Annotated in this window: 12 protein-coding genes; 10 read left to right on the top strand and 2 right to left on the bottom strand. The window is 59.8% G+C overall.

Translation table 11 applies throughout. The annotated features are described in order from the left end of the window. The first annotated feature begins 17 nt into the window (after positions 1 to 17). Positions 18 to 2,177, top strand: a complete 2,160-nt coding sequence (locus FHS09_RS21120) for an RICIN domain-containing protein (RefSeq protein ID WP_183463667.1) — start codon at positions 18 to 20, stop codon at positions 2,175 to 2,177. 322 nt (positions 2,178 to 2,499) lie between these two features. After that, entirely contained in the window at positions 2,500 to 3,480 is a 981-nt protein-coding gene (locus FHS09_RS21115) for an alpha/beta hydrolase fold domain-containing protein (RefSeq protein WP_183463665.1), read from the top strand. Positions 3,481 to 3,595: 115 nt separating this feature from the next. On the opposite strand, the gene FHS09_RS23005 is transcribed toward FHS09_RS21115, so the two are convergent. Further along, a complete protein-coding gene (locus FHS09_RS23005) occupies positions 3,596 to 3,991 on the bottom strand; it encodes a hypothetical protein (RefSeq protein ID WP_246395206.1) in 396 nt (131 codons plus the stop codon). On the opposite strand from FHS09_RS23005, the gene FHS09_RS23000 reads away from it, so the two are divergent. The 8 genes from FHS09_RS23000 to FHS09_RS21075 all read left to right on the top strand — a co-directional run bounded on the left by FHS09_RS23000 (position 3,969) and on the right by FHS09_RS21075 (position 18,732). Next, on the top strand, positions 3,969 to 5,012 hold the full coding sequence (locus tag FHS09_RS23000) for a pectate lyase family protein (protein ID WP_343057540.1): 1,044 nt from the start codon (positions 3,969 to 3,971) through the stop codon (positions 5,010 to 5,012). The genes FHS09_RS23005 and FHS09_RS23000 overlap by 23 nt on opposite strands. 511 nt (positions 5,013 to 5,523) lie before the next feature. Further along, positions 5,524 to 7,329 (top strand): fibronectin type III domain-containing protein, encoded by a 1,806-nt coding sequence (locus tag FHS09_RS21105; RefSeq protein WP_183463661.1) that lies wholly within the window; start codon positions 5,524 to 5,526, stop codon positions 7,327 to 7,329. Positions 7,330 to 7,387: 58 nt separating this feature from the next. Next, positions 7,388 to 10,420 (top strand): TonB-dependent receptor, encoded by a 3,033-nt coding sequence (locus FHS09_RS21100; RefSeq protein ID WP_183463659.1) that lies wholly within the window; start codon positions 7,388 to 7,390, stop codon positions 10,418 to 10,420. Between the two features lie 269 nt (positions 10,421 to 10,689). Continuing rightward, positions 10,690 to 12,252, top strand: a complete 1,563-nt coding sequence (locus FHS09_RS21095; RefSeq protein WP_183463657.1) for a pectate lyase family protein — start codon at positions 10,690 to 10,692, stop codon at positions 12,250 to 12,252. A 180-nt stretch (positions 12,253 to 12,432) separates the two neighbouring features. Beyond that, on the top strand, positions 12,433 to 13,185 hold the full coding sequence (locus tag FHS09_RS21090; protein ID WP_183463655.1) for a rhamnogalacturonan acetylesterase: 753 nt from the start codon (positions 12,433 to 12,435) through the stop codon (positions 13,183 to 13,185). Between the two features lie 188 nt (positions 13,186 to 13,373). After that, positions 13,374 to 14,480 (top strand): pectinesterase family protein, encoded by a 1,107-nt coding sequence (locus FHS09_RS21085; RefSeq protein ID WP_183463653.1) that lies wholly within the window; start codon positions 13,374 to 13,376, stop codon positions 14,478 to 14,480. A gap of 15 nt (positions 14,481 to 14,495) precedes the next feature. Then, on the top strand, positions 14,496 to 17,039 hold the full coding sequence (locus FHS09_RS21080; RefSeq protein ID WP_221192177.1) for a glycoside hydrolase family 95 protein: 2,544 nt from the start codon (positions 14,496 to 14,498) through the stop codon (positions 17,037 to 17,039). 394 nt (positions 17,040 to 17,433) lie between these two features. Next, the gene (locus FHS09_RS21075; protein WP_246395202.1) at positions 17,434 to 18,732 is read left to right on the top strand and encodes a Fic family protein; all 1,299 of its coding nucleotides are present in this window, start codon (positions 17,434 to 17,436) and stop codon (positions 18,730 to 18,732) included. Between the two features lie 85 nt (positions 18,733 to 18,817). On the opposite strand, the gene FHS09_RS21070 is transcribed toward FHS09_RS21075, so the two are convergent. Next, positions 18,818 to 19,666, bottom strand: coding sequence for a transposase (locus tag FHS09_RS21070; protein WP_183463651.1), 849 nt, complete (start codon positions 19,664 to 19,666; stop codon positions 18,818 to 18,820). Positions 19,667 to 19,928: the final 262 nt, after the last annotated feature.

Here is a 19,928-nt window from a genome sequence, read left to right as displayed (position 1 = left end):
TTTCTTCGGAGTGCAAAATGAACACAACAAAAATCCCCGGAAACAGAACCTGGTTCGTCGGCTTGGCGTTCCTGACCCTGTTCGCCGCCAGCAATACCCGCGCGGAAAACTGCGACGCCCCGCCCACCAGCGGCGAAGCCTATAAACTGATCAACCGCGGCTCCGGCTATGCCCTGGACGTGGCAGGCAGATCCACCGAGGACGGCGCCAACGTGCTGCAGTGGAGCGAGCACGACGACACCAACCAGCAGTTTCTCGCCACCGACCTGGGCAATGGCTACTGGAGCCTGCTGGCGGTGCACAGCGGTGACTCCCTGGAGGTGGCGGACTCGTCCTCCAGCGACGGCGCCAATGTACAGCAGATGGGATACAGCGGCGAAAGCAACCAGCAGTGGCAGTTTAAAAAATCCAGCGGCGGCGGCTTTGCGGTGGTTGCACGCCACTCCGGCAATCCCATCACCGCCGAGAGCAGTAGCCTCGGCGCCAACGTGTCCCAGACCACCTTGTCCGGAGACAGCCTGCAGCGCTGGTACTTCAACCCGGTGAACGGCAACTGCGGCGGCGCCATCGGCGAGGCGCCGACCATCCATATGCTCGGCGACTCCACCATGACAGAGTACGACGAAAGCCGCAGACCCCAGATGGGATGGGGTGAGGCAATGCCGATGTTCTTCAGCGAAGAATCGGTTATCAACAACTGGGCCAAAGGTGGGCGCAGCTCCCGCAGCTTTTACTATGAAACCACGCGCTGGCCGGCGATTTTGCCGACCATTGAGGAGGGCGATTACGTAATCATTCAGTTTGGCCACAACGACCAAAAGAACGGTGGGAATTACCTGGAGTACGGAACCTACGCGTTTTGTAGCGACGGCAATGGCGATGGAGAGAATTGCGCAGACGTAGAGCACTCCTATTACCAGTTCCTGAAGCGGTACGTGCTCGAGACACGGGAAAAAGGCGCGAAGCCGATTCTTATGACGCCGATCGTGCGGAAATATTTCAGTGGCGATAGCATCACTGAAAGAGGACAGCACAATCTTCAGTCCTCCTACTCCGGGGAAAACTACCCGCGGGGCGACTACCCGGCCGCAATGAAAGCGGTTGCGCAGGCATACGACGTGCCGCTCGTAGACCTTACCGCGGAAACCAAAGCCATCGTGGAAAGCTACGGTGACGAAGCGGCGACGGAGCACCTGTACATCGCTGCCGACAGCACCCATCCGCAAGTGCTTTTTGCAACCCTGATCGCCAAAGCGGCAGTCGAGACCCTGGATACTTACGGACTTATGCAGGGGCATATTGTCGAAGCATCGTCGCTGGTGGCAAGTCCGGGCGAACTGGACTGGGGAAATCGTTTTGTCGATGTTCCCAATACCAAAAAGCTCACGATTTCCGCCTTCGATCTCGTGCCGGAGACCGGCGCCGTCGATGTAACCGCACCGGACGGATTCCTGTTGAGCGATTCCGCGGACTCCGAGGTATGGAGCAGTTCCACTACCATTGACTTCACCAACGGCGCCTTCACCACCAACCTCTACGTGCAATTTACCGCGGCAAGCGAGCAGCCCTATACGGGAGAAGTAAGCTTTGCGCTGGAGGGCGCGAAGCTGGGCAGCGTGGCAGTATCAGGAACCGGTGTGGCGGCTGGCGAAGGCGTGGCTTCCTATTCCAGCTGGTTTACCGAGGGATCTTCCGTTACTCCCATCAGTGATGGCCTGGTCAGCGCAGGTGATGCATTGGCAAGCAACCTGGTAGCGGGCAACACCAAAACGCTGGCGGTCGACGGCCAGGACACCAGCGTCGCCCGGTACCGGGTGGAAGGGCCCGAGATGGTCGCCCGCAGCGATGACCGCTACCTGCAGTTCTCCGTCACCGCTGAATCCCAGACCTTCTATGTCGATACCATCTCCGCCTACCTCACCTCCAGCGGCGGATCGACGGTGCAGGCCGACATCGAGTATTCGCTGTCCAGCGACTTCAGCAACCCGGTCAAGCTGAACAGCGAGGCTCTGTCCTTTACCAGCGATACGATGACTCTGAAAGAGTACGGCGTAACCGTTCCGGTTTCCGCTGGGGATACACTTTACGTCCGTATCTTCCCCTGGAATTCCGCCGGCAACACTGGAAAGTATCTGGCCATTTACGATGCCCGGATTACCGGCATCAGCGGGGAATAAATGGAAAAGGTGGGCTCCCACCCCAAAACCCCGGGGAATTTCCCCCGGGGTAACCATACTACTCCCTCCCTGTAGGAGCGGTCCGGCCGGGAGCGGTCCGGCCGGGAGCGGTCCGGCCGGGAGCGGTCCGGCCGGGAGGGGGTAGTTACGCGATAACCATAAACTGAAAAAACAACAACATAAATTCCTTCGGGAGCAGAAAATGAATTCGTTAAAGATGCTCGAAAGGCGGACCTGGCTTCTCGGCCTGGCTGCCCTTGTAAGGCATCGACGATGCCCGGATCGCCTGCGGGGCAGGCTCCCACGGGGTCCACGCAGCGCTGTGGCCTGGCTGCTTCTGCCGCTACTGCTCTGCAGCGCTGCCGCCGGCGCGGCGGACTACACCCTGGAAAACACCTACAAAAAGCTGTCCCCCCGTCACCCGGACATAGTACCGGTACGGCTGCAGCCGGCCGATGGCGTACGCCACCGACCGGCGCTGACCTATCGCTCTGTGGACGGGCGGCAACTGCGGATGGATGTGTTTGTCCCGAAAAACGCCCCGGCGCCACGGCCCGGCCTGCTGCTGGTACACGGCGGCGGCTGGCGCTCGGGGGACAGATCCCTGCTCGCCCCCCTGGCCCAGGCCCTGGCCGCGCGCGGCTATGTGACAGCTACCGCAAGCTACCGGCTTTCCACCGAGGCGGTATTTCCCGCCGCGGTGGAAGACTTGCTCGCGGCGCTGGCCTGGCTGCGATCCAACGCGGGGGATTTCAATCTCGACCCCGGGCGCCTGGCCATCGGCGGCAGCTCCGCCGGCGGCCAGCTGGCGACCCTGGCCGGCCTTTGGGCCGGGGACCCGGACCGTAATCCCGATGGTGCGCCAGTGGCGGCCATCGTCAATATCGACGGTCTGTGGGATTTCACCACGCCGCTGGCGCTAAAGTTCGAGAACGATCCGGCACGACCGGTCACCTCCGCCAGCGCCTTCCTCGGCGGCCGTTTCGAAGTAATACCGAACACTTGGCGCCGGGCTTCGCCAATCAATTACCTGAAAGCCGGCTCGCCGCCGCTGCTCGCCCTCAGTGGCGAGAATCCGCGCTTTACCGCCGGCATAGAAACCATCTCCGTCCAGGCCAAGATCCTGGGTGTGCCTTTTCGTCACCACCACTACGCCGGCGCGCCGCACAGCTTCTGGCTGTTCGAGCCCTGGTTCAGCCAGGTGGAGGCGCAGTTGGCCCGGTTCCTGCAGCACCCCGGCTGCGGCGTTCAGGAGTCAGCAACCGTGAGGGCGCCGGGACCAGCGAGCTTGGTTCAGCCGTAGGGTGCGTGCGCACGGCGCACCCTACGACCCTGTGGAATCGCGGTTATAGTCTTACCAATTCAATTAAATTGCCTGACCAGTGCAGTTTTCAGGCTGAGCCTCTGTGTACTCGAGCTCAACAACAACAAAAAGCGCAACATCGAAGGCCTATCATGAAGTTCTTTCCCAACAACACGGTACTCACTCTCCTTTTACTGAGCAGCCTGACCGCCTGCGGCGGCGGTGGTGGTGGTAGTTCGGACGGCGGCTCGAGCAGCAGCTCATCCAGCAGCTCGTCCAGCAGTTCTTCGAGCAGCTCCAGTTCATCCAGCTCATCCAGCAACTCCTCCAGCAGTTCTTCGAGCGGCTCCAGCTCTTCAAGCAGTTCGTCCGGCGGTTCTTCGAGCAGTTCCAGTAGCAGCTCTTCGAGCAGCTCCAGCAGCAGTTCTTCCAGTTCCAGCTCCGGCGGTCCAGTCGAGGGCCTGCTCTCCTGCGAACAGGCCAACACGGTGCAGGGCTTCGCCTCGCTCAATGGCGGCGTCACCGGCGGCGCCGGCGGCACCTACGTGGTGGCCACGACCGGCGCCGATATAGTGGCGGCCCTGGCCAGCAAGCAGGACAACCCGACCCCGCTCACCATTTACGTCAACGGCACCATCACCCCGGCCAATTCGGGGGGCGCCAACCAGTTCGATGTGAAGGACATGAACGATGTGTCCATCATCGGCGTGGGCAATGCGGCGCTGTTCGACGGCATCGGCATCAATATCGTGCGCGCCAATAACATCGCGGTGCGCAACGTCACTATGCGCTATGTGCGCATCGGCCAGAAGGACGCCATCAGCATCCAGGGCGGCGGCAGCAACATCTGGATCGACCACAATGAGCTGTACAACGACCTTGAGACGGCCAAGGACTACTACGACGAGCTGGTAAGCGGCAAGGACGGCATCGACAACGTCACCCTCTCCTACAACTACCTGCACGACAGCTGGAAAACCTCCCTGTGGGGCTCCAGCGACACCAACGACTTCGACCGCCACATCAGCTTTATCGGCAACCGCTGGGAGAATGTGAACTCGCGCCTGCCGCTGTTCCGCTTCGGCAAGGGCCATGTGGCCAACAACTACTACAAGGACGTGCTTGGCACCGCCATCAACTCGCGAATGGGCGCCGAGATACGGGTGGAAAACAACTATTTCGAGAATGCCAGCAACCCGCTGATCTCCCAGGACAGCAGCGAAATCGGCTTCTGGAACCCCAGCGGCAACTTCCTGCTGAACGTCGAATGGAGCTCCTTCCCCAGCGGCAACTGCACCAGCAGCGAAGACTGCGTGTGGGGCGGCCAGCCGAGCACTACCCAGAACGGTGGGGAATTCACTGCCATCAGCAGGAACCTCGGGGCCATCGACCTGAGCAGCTATGAGCCACCCTACACCCTGCCCTGGGTGGTGGAAGGCGTCGAAGTGAAGGATTACGTACTGACCAACGCGGGCGTGGGCAGGGTGAGCCGCGACTGCCTGGGCGTTCCCGAGGACATCATCGAGGGCTAAGGAGCCTCTGAATATCGTCATTCCGGCGACTCGCTAGAGCAGCGAGCCGGTTAGCGGCAATGGCGAACCCGACGCCAGCTACCAGAAAGCCCGCAACGGCGACTTCTCCGGCGGGAGGCCGGAAAGTGTGCAGTTGGGCCTCCACGTCACCCAGGGCTGGACGCCAGCAATGGTTTCAACCTCCAGGACAGCGGTCTGACCATCGGCGAGGATGGCTGACCTCTTTCAGTCTTTCAGTCTCACAGCACTTCAGGCGCCCCCTTGCGGCGCTTTTTTTTTGCCTTTTTTTTAACCATTACCCTTCAACAAGACGAAAAATACGATAATATGAAAGAAAAATACGCCCAAAATCCCAAGTGAACTCATAGGGGCTTGACCAAAGCCACAAACCACTTGATATGGTCAAGCCAATTTGCTTACACTGCTTATCCAAAGCGGTTTCCAAACCGAGCCTACGTATTTTCGAAGCTCGATAAAAATAACTAATGATGACGTCTAGAGAGGAAAAGCCATGAAATCCTGGCCTAGCACTGCGATACCCTTACTCCTGTTTTCCAGCATGAGCGTCCTGACCGCCTGTAGCGGCGGCGGCTCTGGTTCCGGCAACGAGGGGGATGTGGTTTCCACCCCACCCCCCGTTTCATCTTCCAGCTCCTCCAGCTCTTCCGGCTCCTCCAGCTCCGGCAGTTCCTCCGGCGGCAGCTCTTCATCCGGGAGCAGCAGTGGCGGGAGCTCTGCCATCCTGTATGAAAACTTCGGCGACGGCCAGTTCTCCAACTTCGATGAGGCGGACACCGAGTTCTTCTTCAGCCAGGAATACAAGGCCCTGAGCACCAACAATTCCGAGGATACCCGACCCTCCTTCTACTATCCCACCTGCTGCTTCTTCCTCAATGACAACCCGGCGGATGGGCCGGAAGTAGCCCTGGAACAGATGGGGATCGTCAGCGACAACGGCAACCCTTCCATGCTCCTGGATACCGGCCGCTTTACCGCCGGCCAGACCCGGCCCGATATCGAAGCCACAGACCCCAAGAAGAACACCACATCCAACACGGACTTTACCACCTGGGGCGAACTGGACCTGAGTGCGGACTACCGGATCTCCTTCTGCGTGAAGGACGCCACCAACTACGCCGCCGACGAGAACTATATGCAGATCTACGTGGACAACAACACCACTAGCGAGGCCAGTTCCTTCTGGGGTGGCGGCGGCCAGGGCTCGCGTATCTTCAACATACCCGTCAGCAGCCTGATTCCCGGCAAGCGGGTGGAGATCAACGTGCCCGGCAATACCTACGTCGAGCCCGGCGGCGCTCTAAAGGACATCCGCCCGGCACGGGTGGGCAACGCGAGCTCCTTCCTTCAATTCCGTGTCGAAGGCGGAGCCACAGTGATCTTTGACGACCTGCTGGTGGAAAAACAGACGCAAGATGGTCAGACGAGCTTGCCGGCGTGTACCACCTTCACCCCGGCCACTGCGCCCGACGCGCCCTCGGAGGCACCCGTCGCAAGTGGCGGTGACACCCGTATCGTTGTCACCTGGAACGAAGTCCTCAGCGCCAGCAGCTACGACCTTGCCTACAACACCAGCGACAGCACCGAGGGTGCCACTCTGGTAGAAGGCATAACCAATCCCCAGTACGCCCTGGAGAATCTGGCAAACGGCACCCAGTACTTCGTATTTGTGCGCGCCAAGAACTCTGCCGGCACCAGCGACTGGAGTCCCTCTGCGTCTGCCACCCCGGAAGCGCCCGTCGCAACCGACCCAAATGTTGTCCTCCTCGAGGATTTCAATGCTGCCACTAACGGCGATAGCAGCGAGACCAACCTCTTTACGACTAACTACAAGAGTGTCTCCAGCGATCCGCTCAAACCTTTCTACAACGTCACCGCCGGGGGCTCGAACATAGCGGTAGCCGGCGGACAGCTGGGTTACAACAACGCCCGTTTCTCCCTCGGCGAAACGGAACCCGGGACCGCCACTGCCGCAGGCCTCGCTCCCTCCGGTGACATGGACTTGAGCCAGCCCTACGAGATCAGCTTCGAAGTAGTGATCAACGACAACGTGGACGACGGCACCGGCAAGTGCCAGGTGTACGTGGATAACAACACCACAGGCAGCGCCAACTCCATCCACGACGGTGCTTCGAAAATATTCGAAGCGTCAGTAATGCAGTTGGCGGGAAGCTCTCCCACCGGCACAGTGATCATCACCAGCGACGTGGGTACGGCGACATCCTTCCTACAGTTCCGCTGCGACAGCGGAGTGGAAACCCCGATAACCATCGACAATCTGGTAATCCAATACCAGTAACGAATCAGCGCGGCCGCTCAGCGGCCGCACAGTAATAAAAAAGATGGGAGACAGAATAGTGAAACACCACAGCAAAAAAATCCTGCCCCTGGCCATAGCCCTGGCCAGCGCCCAAGCGTTTTCCCAGGAGGAGCAAGACAACACCCTGTTCGACGCCGCCCTCGAGGAAATCTACGTGGAAGGTGTGCGCGCCGCCGACGCCAACGCCCGCGCCGCCGAACGCAGCAAAGACAACTTCAGTTCCATCGTCACCCAGGACGACGCCGGCAACTTCTCCGACCAGAACGTGGCGGAGCTGCTGCAGCGGATGCCCGGCGTCACCCTGCAGAGAAGCGAGGGTGAGGGCAAGTTCGTCAACCTGCGTGGCCTGGGCCCGGGCATGGTGAGCGTGCGCATGGACGGCGGCGTTATGGCCAACGCCGGCGGCGGCACCGACGAGACCCTGGAAGACCGCGCCTTCTCCCTCGACAGCCTGCCTTCAGACGTACTGCAGTCCATCGAGGTGAACAAGTCCCTGACTCCGGATATGGACCTGGACGCCATCGGCGGCTCCATCAACGTGAAAACCCTGTCCGCCCTGGACCGCGGCCGCGACACTTACAAACTGAGGCTGCAGAACTACTACGCGGACCAGGGAGGGGAAAACTCCCCCAAAGTCACCTTGCAGGGCACCAACCTGTTCCTGGACGACACTCTCGGCGTCGCCTACACCGGCTCCTGGGAGAAGCGCGTAACCCAGGGCTACCAGACCAAGCACCACGGCGGCACCCTGCCCCAGTACGTCAACGCCGAGCTGAACGGCGAGCGCATGCTGGTTCCCTGGGAGTTCACCACTTTCCAGGAAAATGCCGAGCGCGAGCGGATGGCGGCACTGCTCAACCTGGAATACCGGCCGGATGACAGCAGTCGCTATCACCTGAAGATCAACCACACCAGCTACTCCGACGACGATATCGCTCAGCGCGAGTACTACCGCTTCAATTACGGTCCCGACAGAGACGGCCCCAACGACGAGCCGGACGGCATCACCGACAACCTTGTGTATATCGACAAGGGCAACCGGGTATTCGGCGGCAGTGAGGTGGACCTGCAGCAGCAGTTCTTTATCCAGGAATCGGAGGTCACCACCAACACCTTCGCTCTCGGCGGCGAGAACTACTTCGGCGACGGCTGGAAAGTGGATTACGAAGTGGTGTCGTCGCGCAGTGAAAACGAGAAGCCGGATGGCCGCCGGGTGGCGTTCCGCCTGCGCGACCAGTACGCCGTGGGCAGCTTCGGCGAGGACTTCCTGAACGGGCAGATAATCTCCCCCGCGCAGCTCAATGAACTGGCGGAAACCGGCAGCATCTCCGGCGCCGCTGTTTCCACTGGCAACAGCTACGAATACGGCAGCGTGGTCCAGCCGAACCTGAACTACGACAACCTCTTCCTGGAGAACAACCTGCGCAAAGACGAAGTGGACCAGTTCTCCCTGAACCTGCGCAAGGACTGGGACGACGACGGCTGGCTCAACTACGTGAAGACGGGCGTCAAGGCCAACCAGCGCACCCGCAGCAACGACAAGAACCGTGTCAGCATTGTACCCTTCGACCGGGCGGTGGCCGGTTGCGCCGGCGATGTCGATTGCTTGACCATGGCCGGCTCCCGGCTGGGGGATTTCGACAACTATATCCTGGCTAACCCCAACTTCGACCACGCCGTTATCACCCGCAGCGAAGCCGAGCGCCTGATTGACATCACCCGCACCATCGGCGACAACTATGACCAGGAAGAGCGGGAGCTGGACTCCACCAAGCTGGATTATGAGCTCACCGAGGACAGCTCCGCCGCCTACGTGATGGCGGAATTCCAAGTGCTGCCGGAAGCCACCCTGATCGCCGGCGCCCGCTATGCGCGCACGGAGTTCACATCCACCGGCTATATGGCCCTGCGCAATGATCGCAACGAAGACAAAGAGGGGCTGGAATCCCTCGATATTTCGCTGCCGCTTGAAGGCGTCAGCAACGACTACAATGTCTTCCTGCCCGCACTTCACTACCGCCACGAAGTGGGCGAAAACCTGCTCGCCCGCGCCGCCCTGTGGACCAGCTTCAGCCGCCCGGATTTCGGCAAGAGCCGCGCCTTCTTCGAGGTGACCGACCGGGTGGAATTCTGCAATACCGACCCAAATGCCGAGGAGTTCGGCGATTGCGACGAGGATCCGAAGGCGCTCGGCGTTGGCCGTGGGGAAGACCTGGAATACCAGGCACAGTGGTTCGAGATGTCCTCGAACAACTCGGTGCGCATTGGCAATCCTGGCCTGGACCCGTTGCGAGCCACCAACCTGGACCTGTCGCTCTCCTGGTACGGCGAGGACACCTTCCTTGAGGGTGCCTTCTTCTACAAGGACATCAAAGACTTTATCGTCGATGCCAATGGCGTGAGCGTGAATATCGCTGAGCTGGCCTTCCACGTGCCCGTGGAACAGGTGGACCAGTTCCGTATCCCGGCCGACCTCACCATCGACAACGCCAACACCTACCTGAACGGCGAATCGGCCACGGTGTACGGCGTCGAGCTGAGCTACAGCCAGTACTTCGAGGGCCGCTGGGAGGACCACAAGATCGGCCGCTGGCTGGACAATATCTTCGTGCAGTCCAACCTGACCCTGCAGAGCAGCGACGGCAAGGTGGGCGACACAGTGCGTGCGGGCTCCATCCAGCTGCCGGAGACCGCGGACTCCTCCGCCAACCTCACCCTCGGCTGGGAGAACGACGACTTCTCGTTACGCTTTATCACCAACTACACCAGCGAAATCCTCAAGCGCATCGGCGGCTGTACCGCCGAGGATAAGGCCGCGGACGCCGAACTTGGCTACGCGGAGAACTGTCGCGCCTGGGGGGATGTGTTCCAGGACGAGTCGCTGACCTTCGACATCAAGGCCACTTACCGGGTGATGGAAGGTATGCGCGTCTACTTCGATGCCGTCAACATCACCGACAGCGTGGACCAGTACTACTTTGCCGGCAACTCGGATTCCGGCGGTCCCATCCTGTTCAACGTCGAGCAGTATGGCCCCGGCTACCAGTTGGGCCTGACAATGGACTTCTAGCATCTATGCCCCATGCCCCGCCTTCGCGGGGCTTTTTTGCGTTATGGAGCAAAGTAAGGGAGGACGAATAAGGGGTAGGGTGGATACAAATCGGCAGGATAGCCGATTTGGACGCCGAAGGCGTCTGCGAAGCAGGTGAGCGCCAAGGATGGCGCGAATCAACCGAAAGGCATCCACCGAAAGGGATCGGGTCATGGAGATGGTGGATGCCCTTCGCTTATCCACCCCTACAAAAATATTTTGAATTAGCATCACCAGAGGAATCGTCAATGAAGTTGTTTCCCACACCACTGGCCCTGGCCGCATCCCTGCTACTCGCCGCCTGCGGCGGTGGCGGCGGCTCCTCCGACACCATTCCGGCGGCCAATGGCTCCAGTTCATCCTCGTCGAGTTCATCGTCGTCATCCTCGTCGAGTTCGTCGTCCAGCAGCAGTTCCAGCTCGTCCGGCGGCAATACCGGTTCCACCAATATCAGTGAGGAATGCCGTAAGCTGGCCACTGATCCCAACGTCAACTGGCAGGATTCCACAGAGCTGGATACGGACCAGGAAATCGTAGAGTGCCTGTCCCAGACCCTGGGCCGCGCCGTGGGCTACGGTGAAAACGCCCTCGGCGGTTACGACCCGAATGGCAGCAGCAAGCTGGTAGTTATCAAGAAAAACCAGGCAACGTCCGTCGAACAGCAGATCTATGATGCGGTCAGCAGCAGCGCTCACAACTGGATTGTGTTCGACAAGTTTGACTTCGCCCAGGAAACGGAAGTCTCCATGCACCGGGTTTACTGCGACCGCTCTTCTGTGCAATCGGCGATCGAGGGCACACAAGCCCAGTGTATCGACTACCACCAGTGGTGCGCCGACAAAGGCGTGGCCGAAGCCAACTGCGTGGCGGAGTTCTTCAACAACCGCCTCAATGTCAGCGGCCTGCCCATCAGCAATGCGGATGTGGGCTCCAACACCACCCTGGACGGCCGGCAAAGCAACGCCTATTTCCGTTTCAACGGTTTTGAGGTGGACGGCGCCCAGAGCGTGATTCTCACAAGCCTGGACTTCCGCGGTGCCGGCCACGTCGAGGATCATGCACTGGACCCGGACATGATCCGCAATGACGGGGCGCAGGATGTCTGGATTCACAGAAACAGCTTCGACCTCACTGGCGACTCCGCCTTCGACGTGAAAAACGCTGCGCACAATATCACCATGTCCTTCAACCGCCTGATGGACGTGAAGCGGGCCAGTCTGCACGGCTCGAGTGATACTGAGACGGGCATAGAAAATATCCGCACCACCATGCACCACAATGCCTTTGTCACCCGCGACGCCAAGTTCGAAGAATTCTCCAGCACCGCGCGCCGGGTGCCGCTGATCCGCGGCGGCCGCACCCACGCGTTCAACAACCTGTTTATGAACTACCGCAAGGACGTGTTCAGCGCGCGCTGGGGAGCCCAGGTACTGTGGGAAAACAACGCCCTGATGGTGAACCAGGAAATCGCCGGCGTTTCGCTGGGCGCCCTGGGTAACGAGCTGGCGCGCGACGGCTACAGCGACGACGATGCAAGCAATCAGAGCAGCTTCCGTGCCGAGGGCACCTATGTGTGGTTCTCCGACAGCGCCTGCAACCTGAATGAGGCCGGCTCCATGGAGATCACCAATACCTGGGGTACCGTAGAGGCCACCGGCTATTCAGTCGATTCAGTGAAAACCGAAGCCGGCCAGGACCTGGTGGACTACGTCAGCGCCACCGCGGGCAAATACGGCGAAATGCCCTTCAACTCGCCGCTGTCCAACGACATGAACTACGTTCTGGGCCTTGGCAAGGTTTCCTGCCAGTAACCCGGGACCGCGGAGCTATTTGCCTTACAGCGCTGAAGGCTCCAGCTCCGCATACGGGCCGCAGGCCCGTCTCAAAAATGTAGGAGCGGCCCATGGCCGCGATCAGACTGTGCGGGAACCCCATACACCGATCGCGGCCAACGGCCGCTCCTACAAAATACACATGAACGAGGCGACAAAATGAAAAAAATACTTTGCGCTTTCTCCCTACTTCTCCCCCTGCTCGCCCAGGCCGAAACCGTCTTTATGGCCGGCGATTCCACCATGGCGTTCAAACCGGTCAAGGACCTTCCGGAAAACGGTTGGGGCATGCCCTTCTCTCTGTTTTTCAATGAAAGTATCAAAGTGGAAAACCGCGCGATGAACGGCCGCAGCACCCGCACTTTTATCGAGGAGGGGCGCTGGGAGAGCATCGAGAAATCCCTGCAGCCCGGGGACTTCGTCATCATCCAGTTCGGCCACAATGACGAGTCGGAGAAGAAGAAGGATCGCTACACTCCTCCGGAACAATACAAAGCCAACCTGGCCCGCTTTATCCGCGAAACCCGCGCGAAGGGCGCCATACCACTGTTGATGAGCCCAATCACCCGGCGCTATTTCAACGAAGACGGCACCATCCAACACACCCATCCCTACGCTCCCTTGAGCCGGGAAGTGGCCAAGGAGGAGAAGGTGGATTTTATCGATATGGAAGCCATTACCCGCGAACACTTCCAGCAACAGGGCGACGAGAACTCCGCCCTGCGCTTCCTGCAGATACCGCCGGACACCCATCCAAACTACCCTAACGGCGTACGCGACAACACCCACCTGAATCAATTGGGCGCGCGGGAAGTTGCACAGCTGGCACTAAAGGAAATGAAAAAGATGGGCCACCCGCTGGCAAAAAAATTACGCGAACCGGAAGCCAAGCACCTGACGTTCAGCTATTGACCGGGACTCTGGTCTCGGATTGATTGTGCGCTGTAGGAGCTTGCTTGCAAGCGAACAACTACGGAGCTCTGACCTGTTCGCCTGCAAGCAGGCTCCTACAAAGTGCCCCCCCGGGACCGCGGAGCTCCAGCTCCGCAAGCGGGCCCCAGGCCCGCCCCACAGACTCCAATAAAAATCAGGAGGCAGCCATGCGATATTTAACCTCCGCCATCCTGGCACTCTGCTGCAACTGCGCTTTAGCCCAACCCAACTACCACGCGGTAGTGGACCCACAATCCCCAATCGCAAAGAACACCTACCGCACCATCGGCGCCGCTCTCGAAGCCGCACCCACCACTGCGGAAAAACCCCACATAATCTATATCCGCAACGGCCGATACCACGAAAAACTCACCGTGGACAAACCCAACATCACCCTGCTGGGTGAGAACACGGACAATACGGTAATCACCTACGATGCCTACGCCGGCCAGAAAATGCCCGGCTCGGAGGAAACCTGGGGCACCTTCCGCTCAGCCACTCTCTCCGTGTATGCACCCGGTTTCCGCGCGGAAGACCTCACCATAGAAAACAGCTTCGACTTCCTCGCCAACGACGCCCTGGACCCGGATGCCACGGAAAAAGTACGCGGCACCCAGGCGGTGGCTCTCACTATTGCCCAAAACAGCGACCGCGCCGCCTTCCGCAACGTGCGCCTCTCCGGCTACCAGGACACCCTCTACGCCAACAGCGGCCGCAGTTATTTCCTCGACAGTGAAGTTCTCGGCAATGTGGATTTTATTTTCGGCGCCGGCACTGTGCTGTTTGAAAACAGCGATATCATCAATCGGCCGCGCGCCAGGAAGATGGGCACCACCGGCTACGTCACCGCGCCCAGCACTAATATCGGCAACCCCTATGGATTGGTATTCCTCAACTGCCGCCTGCTGAAGGAAGTCGGCGTACCGGCTGACTCCGTGCCCCTGGGCCGCCCCTGGCACCCCACCACCACCTTCGCCGACGGCCGCTACGCGGACCCGGATGCAATAGGTGCAAGCGTGTTTATCAACACCTATATGGACGACCATATCGCCCGTGACGGCTGGGCTTCGATGGGCGGCACCAGCCGTGACGGCGGTAAGCGCACCGTTTTCGAGCCGGAAGGCGCGCGCTTTTACGAATACCAAAGCCGCGGCCCGGGCGCCGCCGTCAATGCCAAACGGCGACAGCTCAGCGATGAGCAGGCCGTAGAATACACCCGGGACAAAATCCTCGGTAACTGGTTGCGGCCCTTCAAAGAAACCTCATCTGAATAACAGCGACAACCTGCCATGAAACGATTACTACAATTCGTCGCCTTGGCCTGCAGCCTGTTGGTTGCCATGGCTCCAGCCGGCGCCGCCACTCCGGAAAAGGCCGCAGGCCCCGAAGATAAGAGCCTCACGCTTTGGTACGAAAAACCCGCGGAAAACTGGTCCCAGGCCCTGCCGGTTGGCAACGGCCGCCTGGGAGCAATGATCTACGGTGGTGTCGTTCGCGAGGAGCTGCAGCTCAACGAGGACACCGTGTGGGCCGGAGGGCCCAACAACAACGTCAATGAGGACTCAGCCCCTTATGTCGGCAAGGTAATCGAGGCTCTCTTCCGGGGCGAACACCGGGAAGCCCAGCGGCTGACAAACCAGCACCTGCACTCGAAAACCAACAACGGCATGCCCTACCAGACGGTGGGCAGCCTGCTGATGGACTTTCCTGGCCACGGGGAATACCGGGATTACCGCCGGGAGCTGGATATTGCCAACGCCCTGGCGAAGACGTCCTACCGCCTGGGCGATGTCACCTTCACCCGGGAGATATTTTCCTCGTTTACCGACCAGGTGATCGCCGTGCGAGTGAGCGCGGACAAACCAGCACAGATCGACCTGGACCTGCGCTTCGCCAGCCCCCAACAGCACAAGACCACTGCAGCCAATGGGCGTATGCTTATTCGGGGCCGCGCCGGAGACCGCGAGGACCAACGGGGGCAAATCCGCTTTGCCACCATCGTTCATCCTGAAATCAGCGGCGGAAAGGTGGAAACGGGAGATGACTCCCTGAGGATACGCGCCGCCGACTCGGTGACGCTTTTCATCGCCACCGAGACCAATTTCAACAACTATCGGGATATCAGCGGCAACGCGGTCGCCCGCGTGGAGGAGCGGCTGCGACTGGCCCGGGAAAAAACCTTCGAGCAACTAAAACGCAGCCATACGGATTTCTATCGGAAACAGTTTCACCGCGTCCACTTGGATCTGGGAACGACGGAGGCAGACGCCCTGCCTACAGACAAGCGCGTTGAGGGCTTCGCCAAAACCGGGGACCCGGAGCTGGCCGCACTCTATTTCCAGTTCGGGCGCTACCTGCTGATCTCCAGCTCCCAGCCCGGCACCCAGCCGGCCAACCTGCAGGGAATCTGGAACCGCCACCTCAATCCACCCTGGGACAGCAAGTACACGGTAAACATCAACACCGAGATGAACTACTGGCCCGCCGAGAGCACCAACCTGTCGGAGCTTCACCAGCCGCTCTTCTCCATGCTTGAGGACCTTTCCGTAACCGGCCGGGAGAGCGCCAGTAAAATTTACGGCGGCCGCGGCTGGATGATGCACCACAATACCGACCTCTGGCGCATCACCGGCCAGGTGGACCCCGGCTTTTACGGCCAGTGGCAGGGCGGCGGCGCCTGGCTGAGCCAGCATATCTGGCAACATTACCTGTACACCGGCGACAGGGAATTCCTGCAAAAGTATTATCCGGTACTGCGCGATGCCGCCCTGTTCTTCGCCGATACCTTGCGCAAGGAACCAGAGTCAGGCTGGCTGGTAGTCGCACCCTCGAATTCCCCGGAACACAAGTATCTGGGTGGCGAACCCAGCGTATCGGTTTCCGCCGGGACCACAATGGACAACCAACTGGTATTTGATCTGTTCTCCGCGGTAATCGATGCCTCGGCAATTCTGGACGTCGACCACAGCTTCGCCAAAGAACTGACCGACAAGCGCGCCCAGCTGCCGCCGATGCACATCGGCCGTTTCAGTCAGTTGCAGGAATGGCTTTGGGACTGGGACAACCCCGAGGACCATCACCGGCACGTTTCCCACTTGTACGGCGCCCATCCCGGCAACCTGATTTCCCCCTACCGCACCCCCGAGCTTTTTTCAGCGGCGAAGACCTCCCTGGAACACCGTGGGGATGTTTCCACTGGCTGGTCCATGGGCTGGAAAGTAAACCTTTGGGCCCGGTTCCTGGATGGCAACCGCGCCTATAAACTGCTGCAGGACCAGCTGACCCTGGTGGATGAGCGGGAAGACAAGGTCAATAAGCGGGGCGGTACCTATGCCAACCTGTTCGACGCCCATCCCCCCTTCCAGATCGACGGCAATTTCGGGGTCACCGCCGGTATTGCGGAAATGCTGGTACAGAGCCACGACGGCGCCATCCACCTGCTGCCCGCCCTGCCCGATGCCTGGCCGGACGGCAGCGTCAAGGGGTTGGTGACCCGTGGCGGCTTCGTGGTGAATATGAGTTGGAAAGAAGGCGCCGTTGAAAGCCTGGAGATCACCTCCCGGCTGGGCGGCAACTGCCGCTTGCGCCTGCACAGCCCCCTGCGGCCCGCGCAAAACCTGGAACTCCGCAAGCCGGGGCCGGAAAGCACCAACCCCAATCCGTTTTTCTCGGTACCGGCCACCGCGGCCCCGATAATCTCACCCTTGGCCAGTGTGCAGAAGGTAATTTTGCCGGATACCAAGCTGATCGAGTTTTCCACCACCGCTGGCGAAAGCTATCGCTTTCGCGCGCCGGAAGGACGATCTGTTGGGCGGGAATTGGAAAGTATTTAGGCTGGCGGCGACGCCAGTTGAACGCAGGGCAAGTCGGGATTGGGAAGTAACTACTTACTCACAGGGACCCCGCATTGGCTTAGGGGGAACAACCTGTAGGAGCCTGCTTGCAGGCGAAGGCTACAGAGTTCCGTTCTTGTTCGCCTGCAAGCAGGCTCCTACAAGGGTGAGTAGTTACACCAGGAAGAGATTCTGAACGGCTGGATTCCGGAGTCGTAACCGCGCCCGGAGACGGTGGCACGAAGCGCCGGAATCGCGCCACCGCATGTGGCGCGATTTCAGTTTTCGCGCCATAATCGCGCCACTTACTTCAAGAATCCCTCAAGAATCGCGCCATATTCCTATGCAATCTCCACAAGAACTCCTCAAGGCTATCCAGTCTACCCCCGGAGGTATGGGTATTGCCGATATCCTTGAGCGGCACCCGACGCTTGCGCGCCGTACGGCCCAGCGCTGGCTTAGTGAGCTGGTTGCCGAGGGACTGGTAGTCGCCATCGGCTCGGGGCGGGCCCGCCGGTACACCGCCGCTGTGACTGTCGCCGCCCCCCGAGAAGAAGACAGGTTTCCCCCCTACATTCCACTTTCGGCCGACAGCGAGGATGTTCTCGCCTACGTCGACCAGCCGCTCGAAACGCGCAAGCCAGTGGGTTACCAGCGCGACTTCCTGGACAGTTACCGGCCCAACCAGACCTGGTACCTACCGGAGCCCCTGCGACGACAGTTGCGAAAAATGGGCGATACCGGACAGAGCCGGTTGCCAGCGGGAACCTACGGCCGCGCAATTCTGAATCGATTGCTGATTGATTTGTCCTGGGCATCCAGCAGCCTTGAGGGAAACACTTACAGCCGGCTTGACACGCGGGTGCTGATCGAGCGCGGCCGAGTTGCCCAGGGCAAGGCAGCCATGGAAACGCAGATGATTCTGAACCACAAGGCGGCCATAGAGCTTCTGGTCGACAACGCCGACACTGCCGGTTTCAACCGTTACACACTGCTAAACCTGCACAGCGCGCTGGCGGAAAACCTTCTACCCAATCCCGCCGACGAAGGCCGACTACGGCTGCATACAGTGGAAATAGGCAAGAGCGTCTATCGACCGCTCGCCGTACCTGCGCAAATCGGGGAGGTGCTGGATCTCATCCTGGACAAGGCGAGCCGAATAGAGGACCCGTTCGAGCAATCCTTCTTCGTAATGGTACACCTGCCCTATTTACAACCCTTCGCGGACGTCAACAAGCGAACCTCGCGGCTCGCGGCCAATCTACCACTGATTCGTGCAAACCTCTGTCCATTGACCTTTCTCGACGTACCCGAGCAGGCATACAGCCGCGCAGTGCTCGGAATCTACGAGTTAACGCGTATCGAGCTGATGCGCGACCTGTATTTATGGGCCTACGAGCGCTCGACCCATGAGTACCTCGCCGTCAAGCAGGATCTGGCCGAACCCGACCCTCTGCGCCTAACCTGGCGGGATTTTATCAAGGAGACAATACACACAGTGGTGACGCAGCCCGACCTCGAGCCGCTTTCCATCATTCAAGAGTCCGTAGCAAAACGCATCCCGGAGGGCGAGCGCGATAATGTGCAAGCACTGGTCGTGGAAGAGCTTCGACGGTTACACGAGGGTGTTCTAGCACGCTACCGTTTGAAGCCGTCGCAATTCTCAGCCTGGAGAGCAAGACACGGGCTTTGAGGCGCGCCAGCAGACTGTATTCGGTACACACAGCGCCCCTGCCACAGAGCAGGGTCCAGGGTCAGGACTTACATTCTATATAACTTTACGCTGAACCCTCTTCGAATGACTTCACCGCTCTGCTAACTGTCGCATAGCTCACACCAAACTCAGCCCCCACCTGCGCCAAGGTGTAGTGCCCACTTAGATAAGCCTTCGCCATAGCTTCATTTCGCTCCGAATATCTTTTCCGATAATGCTCCAACGGCCTTGGTGGGCTCTGCTTCTGAGGCTTTGGAATATCCTGCAAAGACTGCTCAGGGTTCATCCTGCATTGCATATCTTCTACGAATTCATCCGAACCCAGATAGATCTGATTCTTGAGCAATTCCCAGGGACTTGGCTGTCCACGGCCTTCCTGAACGAACTGCCGATACCCTTCCTGCGCCCTACCACGGCGAGCCCCGAAATTCCCCAAGACCCAGTCTGTAGTCAGCACCGGATGCGGCTCCGCTAGGCCCGCCGTCGCCCGGTAGCTGCTCCAGGGCCAGTCCTTGGCTGCACGCACCATGCGCGCACGCACAGGATTCAGAACGATGTACCGTGCAAGTTCCAGTAGATAGCTCTCAGCCTCCACCAGAATCCCCTTGAAACGCCCCTGAAATACATGCCCTACCCGCCTGTGCCGGCGATTGAACTGCTGAGTATAAGTGCCGTTGATGTACTTCATACCCTTGGACAAACTCGGCGTTCCGGTTTCCAACAACAGGTGGTAGTGGTTGGACATCAAACAGTAGGCGTGACACAACCAATCGTATCGCTCACAGGCCTTGCCTACCAATTCCAGGAAGCCGACCTTATCCGCGTCCTCCAAGTAAATATCCTGCCGCGCATTCCCTCGCGCCGTCACATGGTACAAAGCACCGGCAAACTCTATCCGCAATGGCCTCGTCATATGTTGTCACTCCTTGGACTCACCTCTCCTCTGTAAGCCTAGATCACGAATCTTGGATGTCAAATGTAAGGCCTGACCCCGTCACCCTCTGACCCCGTCACCCTCTTTGTAAGGCCTGACCCCGTCACCCTCTTACACCCTCTTAAGGCCTGACCCCGTCACCCTCTTTCGGCGTTGCTGCCGGAACCCGAGCCACCGCTGGAGGAACTGGAGGAACTGGACGAACTGCCGGAGCTGCTAGAACTGCTGGAGGAGCTGCTCG

This window comes from Microbulbifer rhizosphaerae (genome assembly GCF_014191725.1).
Lineage (GTDB): Bacteria > Pseudomonadota > Gammaproteobacteria > Pseudomonadales > Cellvibrionaceae > Microbulbifer > Microbulbifer rhizosphaerae.
The sequence above is the reverse complement of the archived record's forward strand: the minus strand, read 5'-3'. Positions and strand labels throughout refer to the sequence as shown.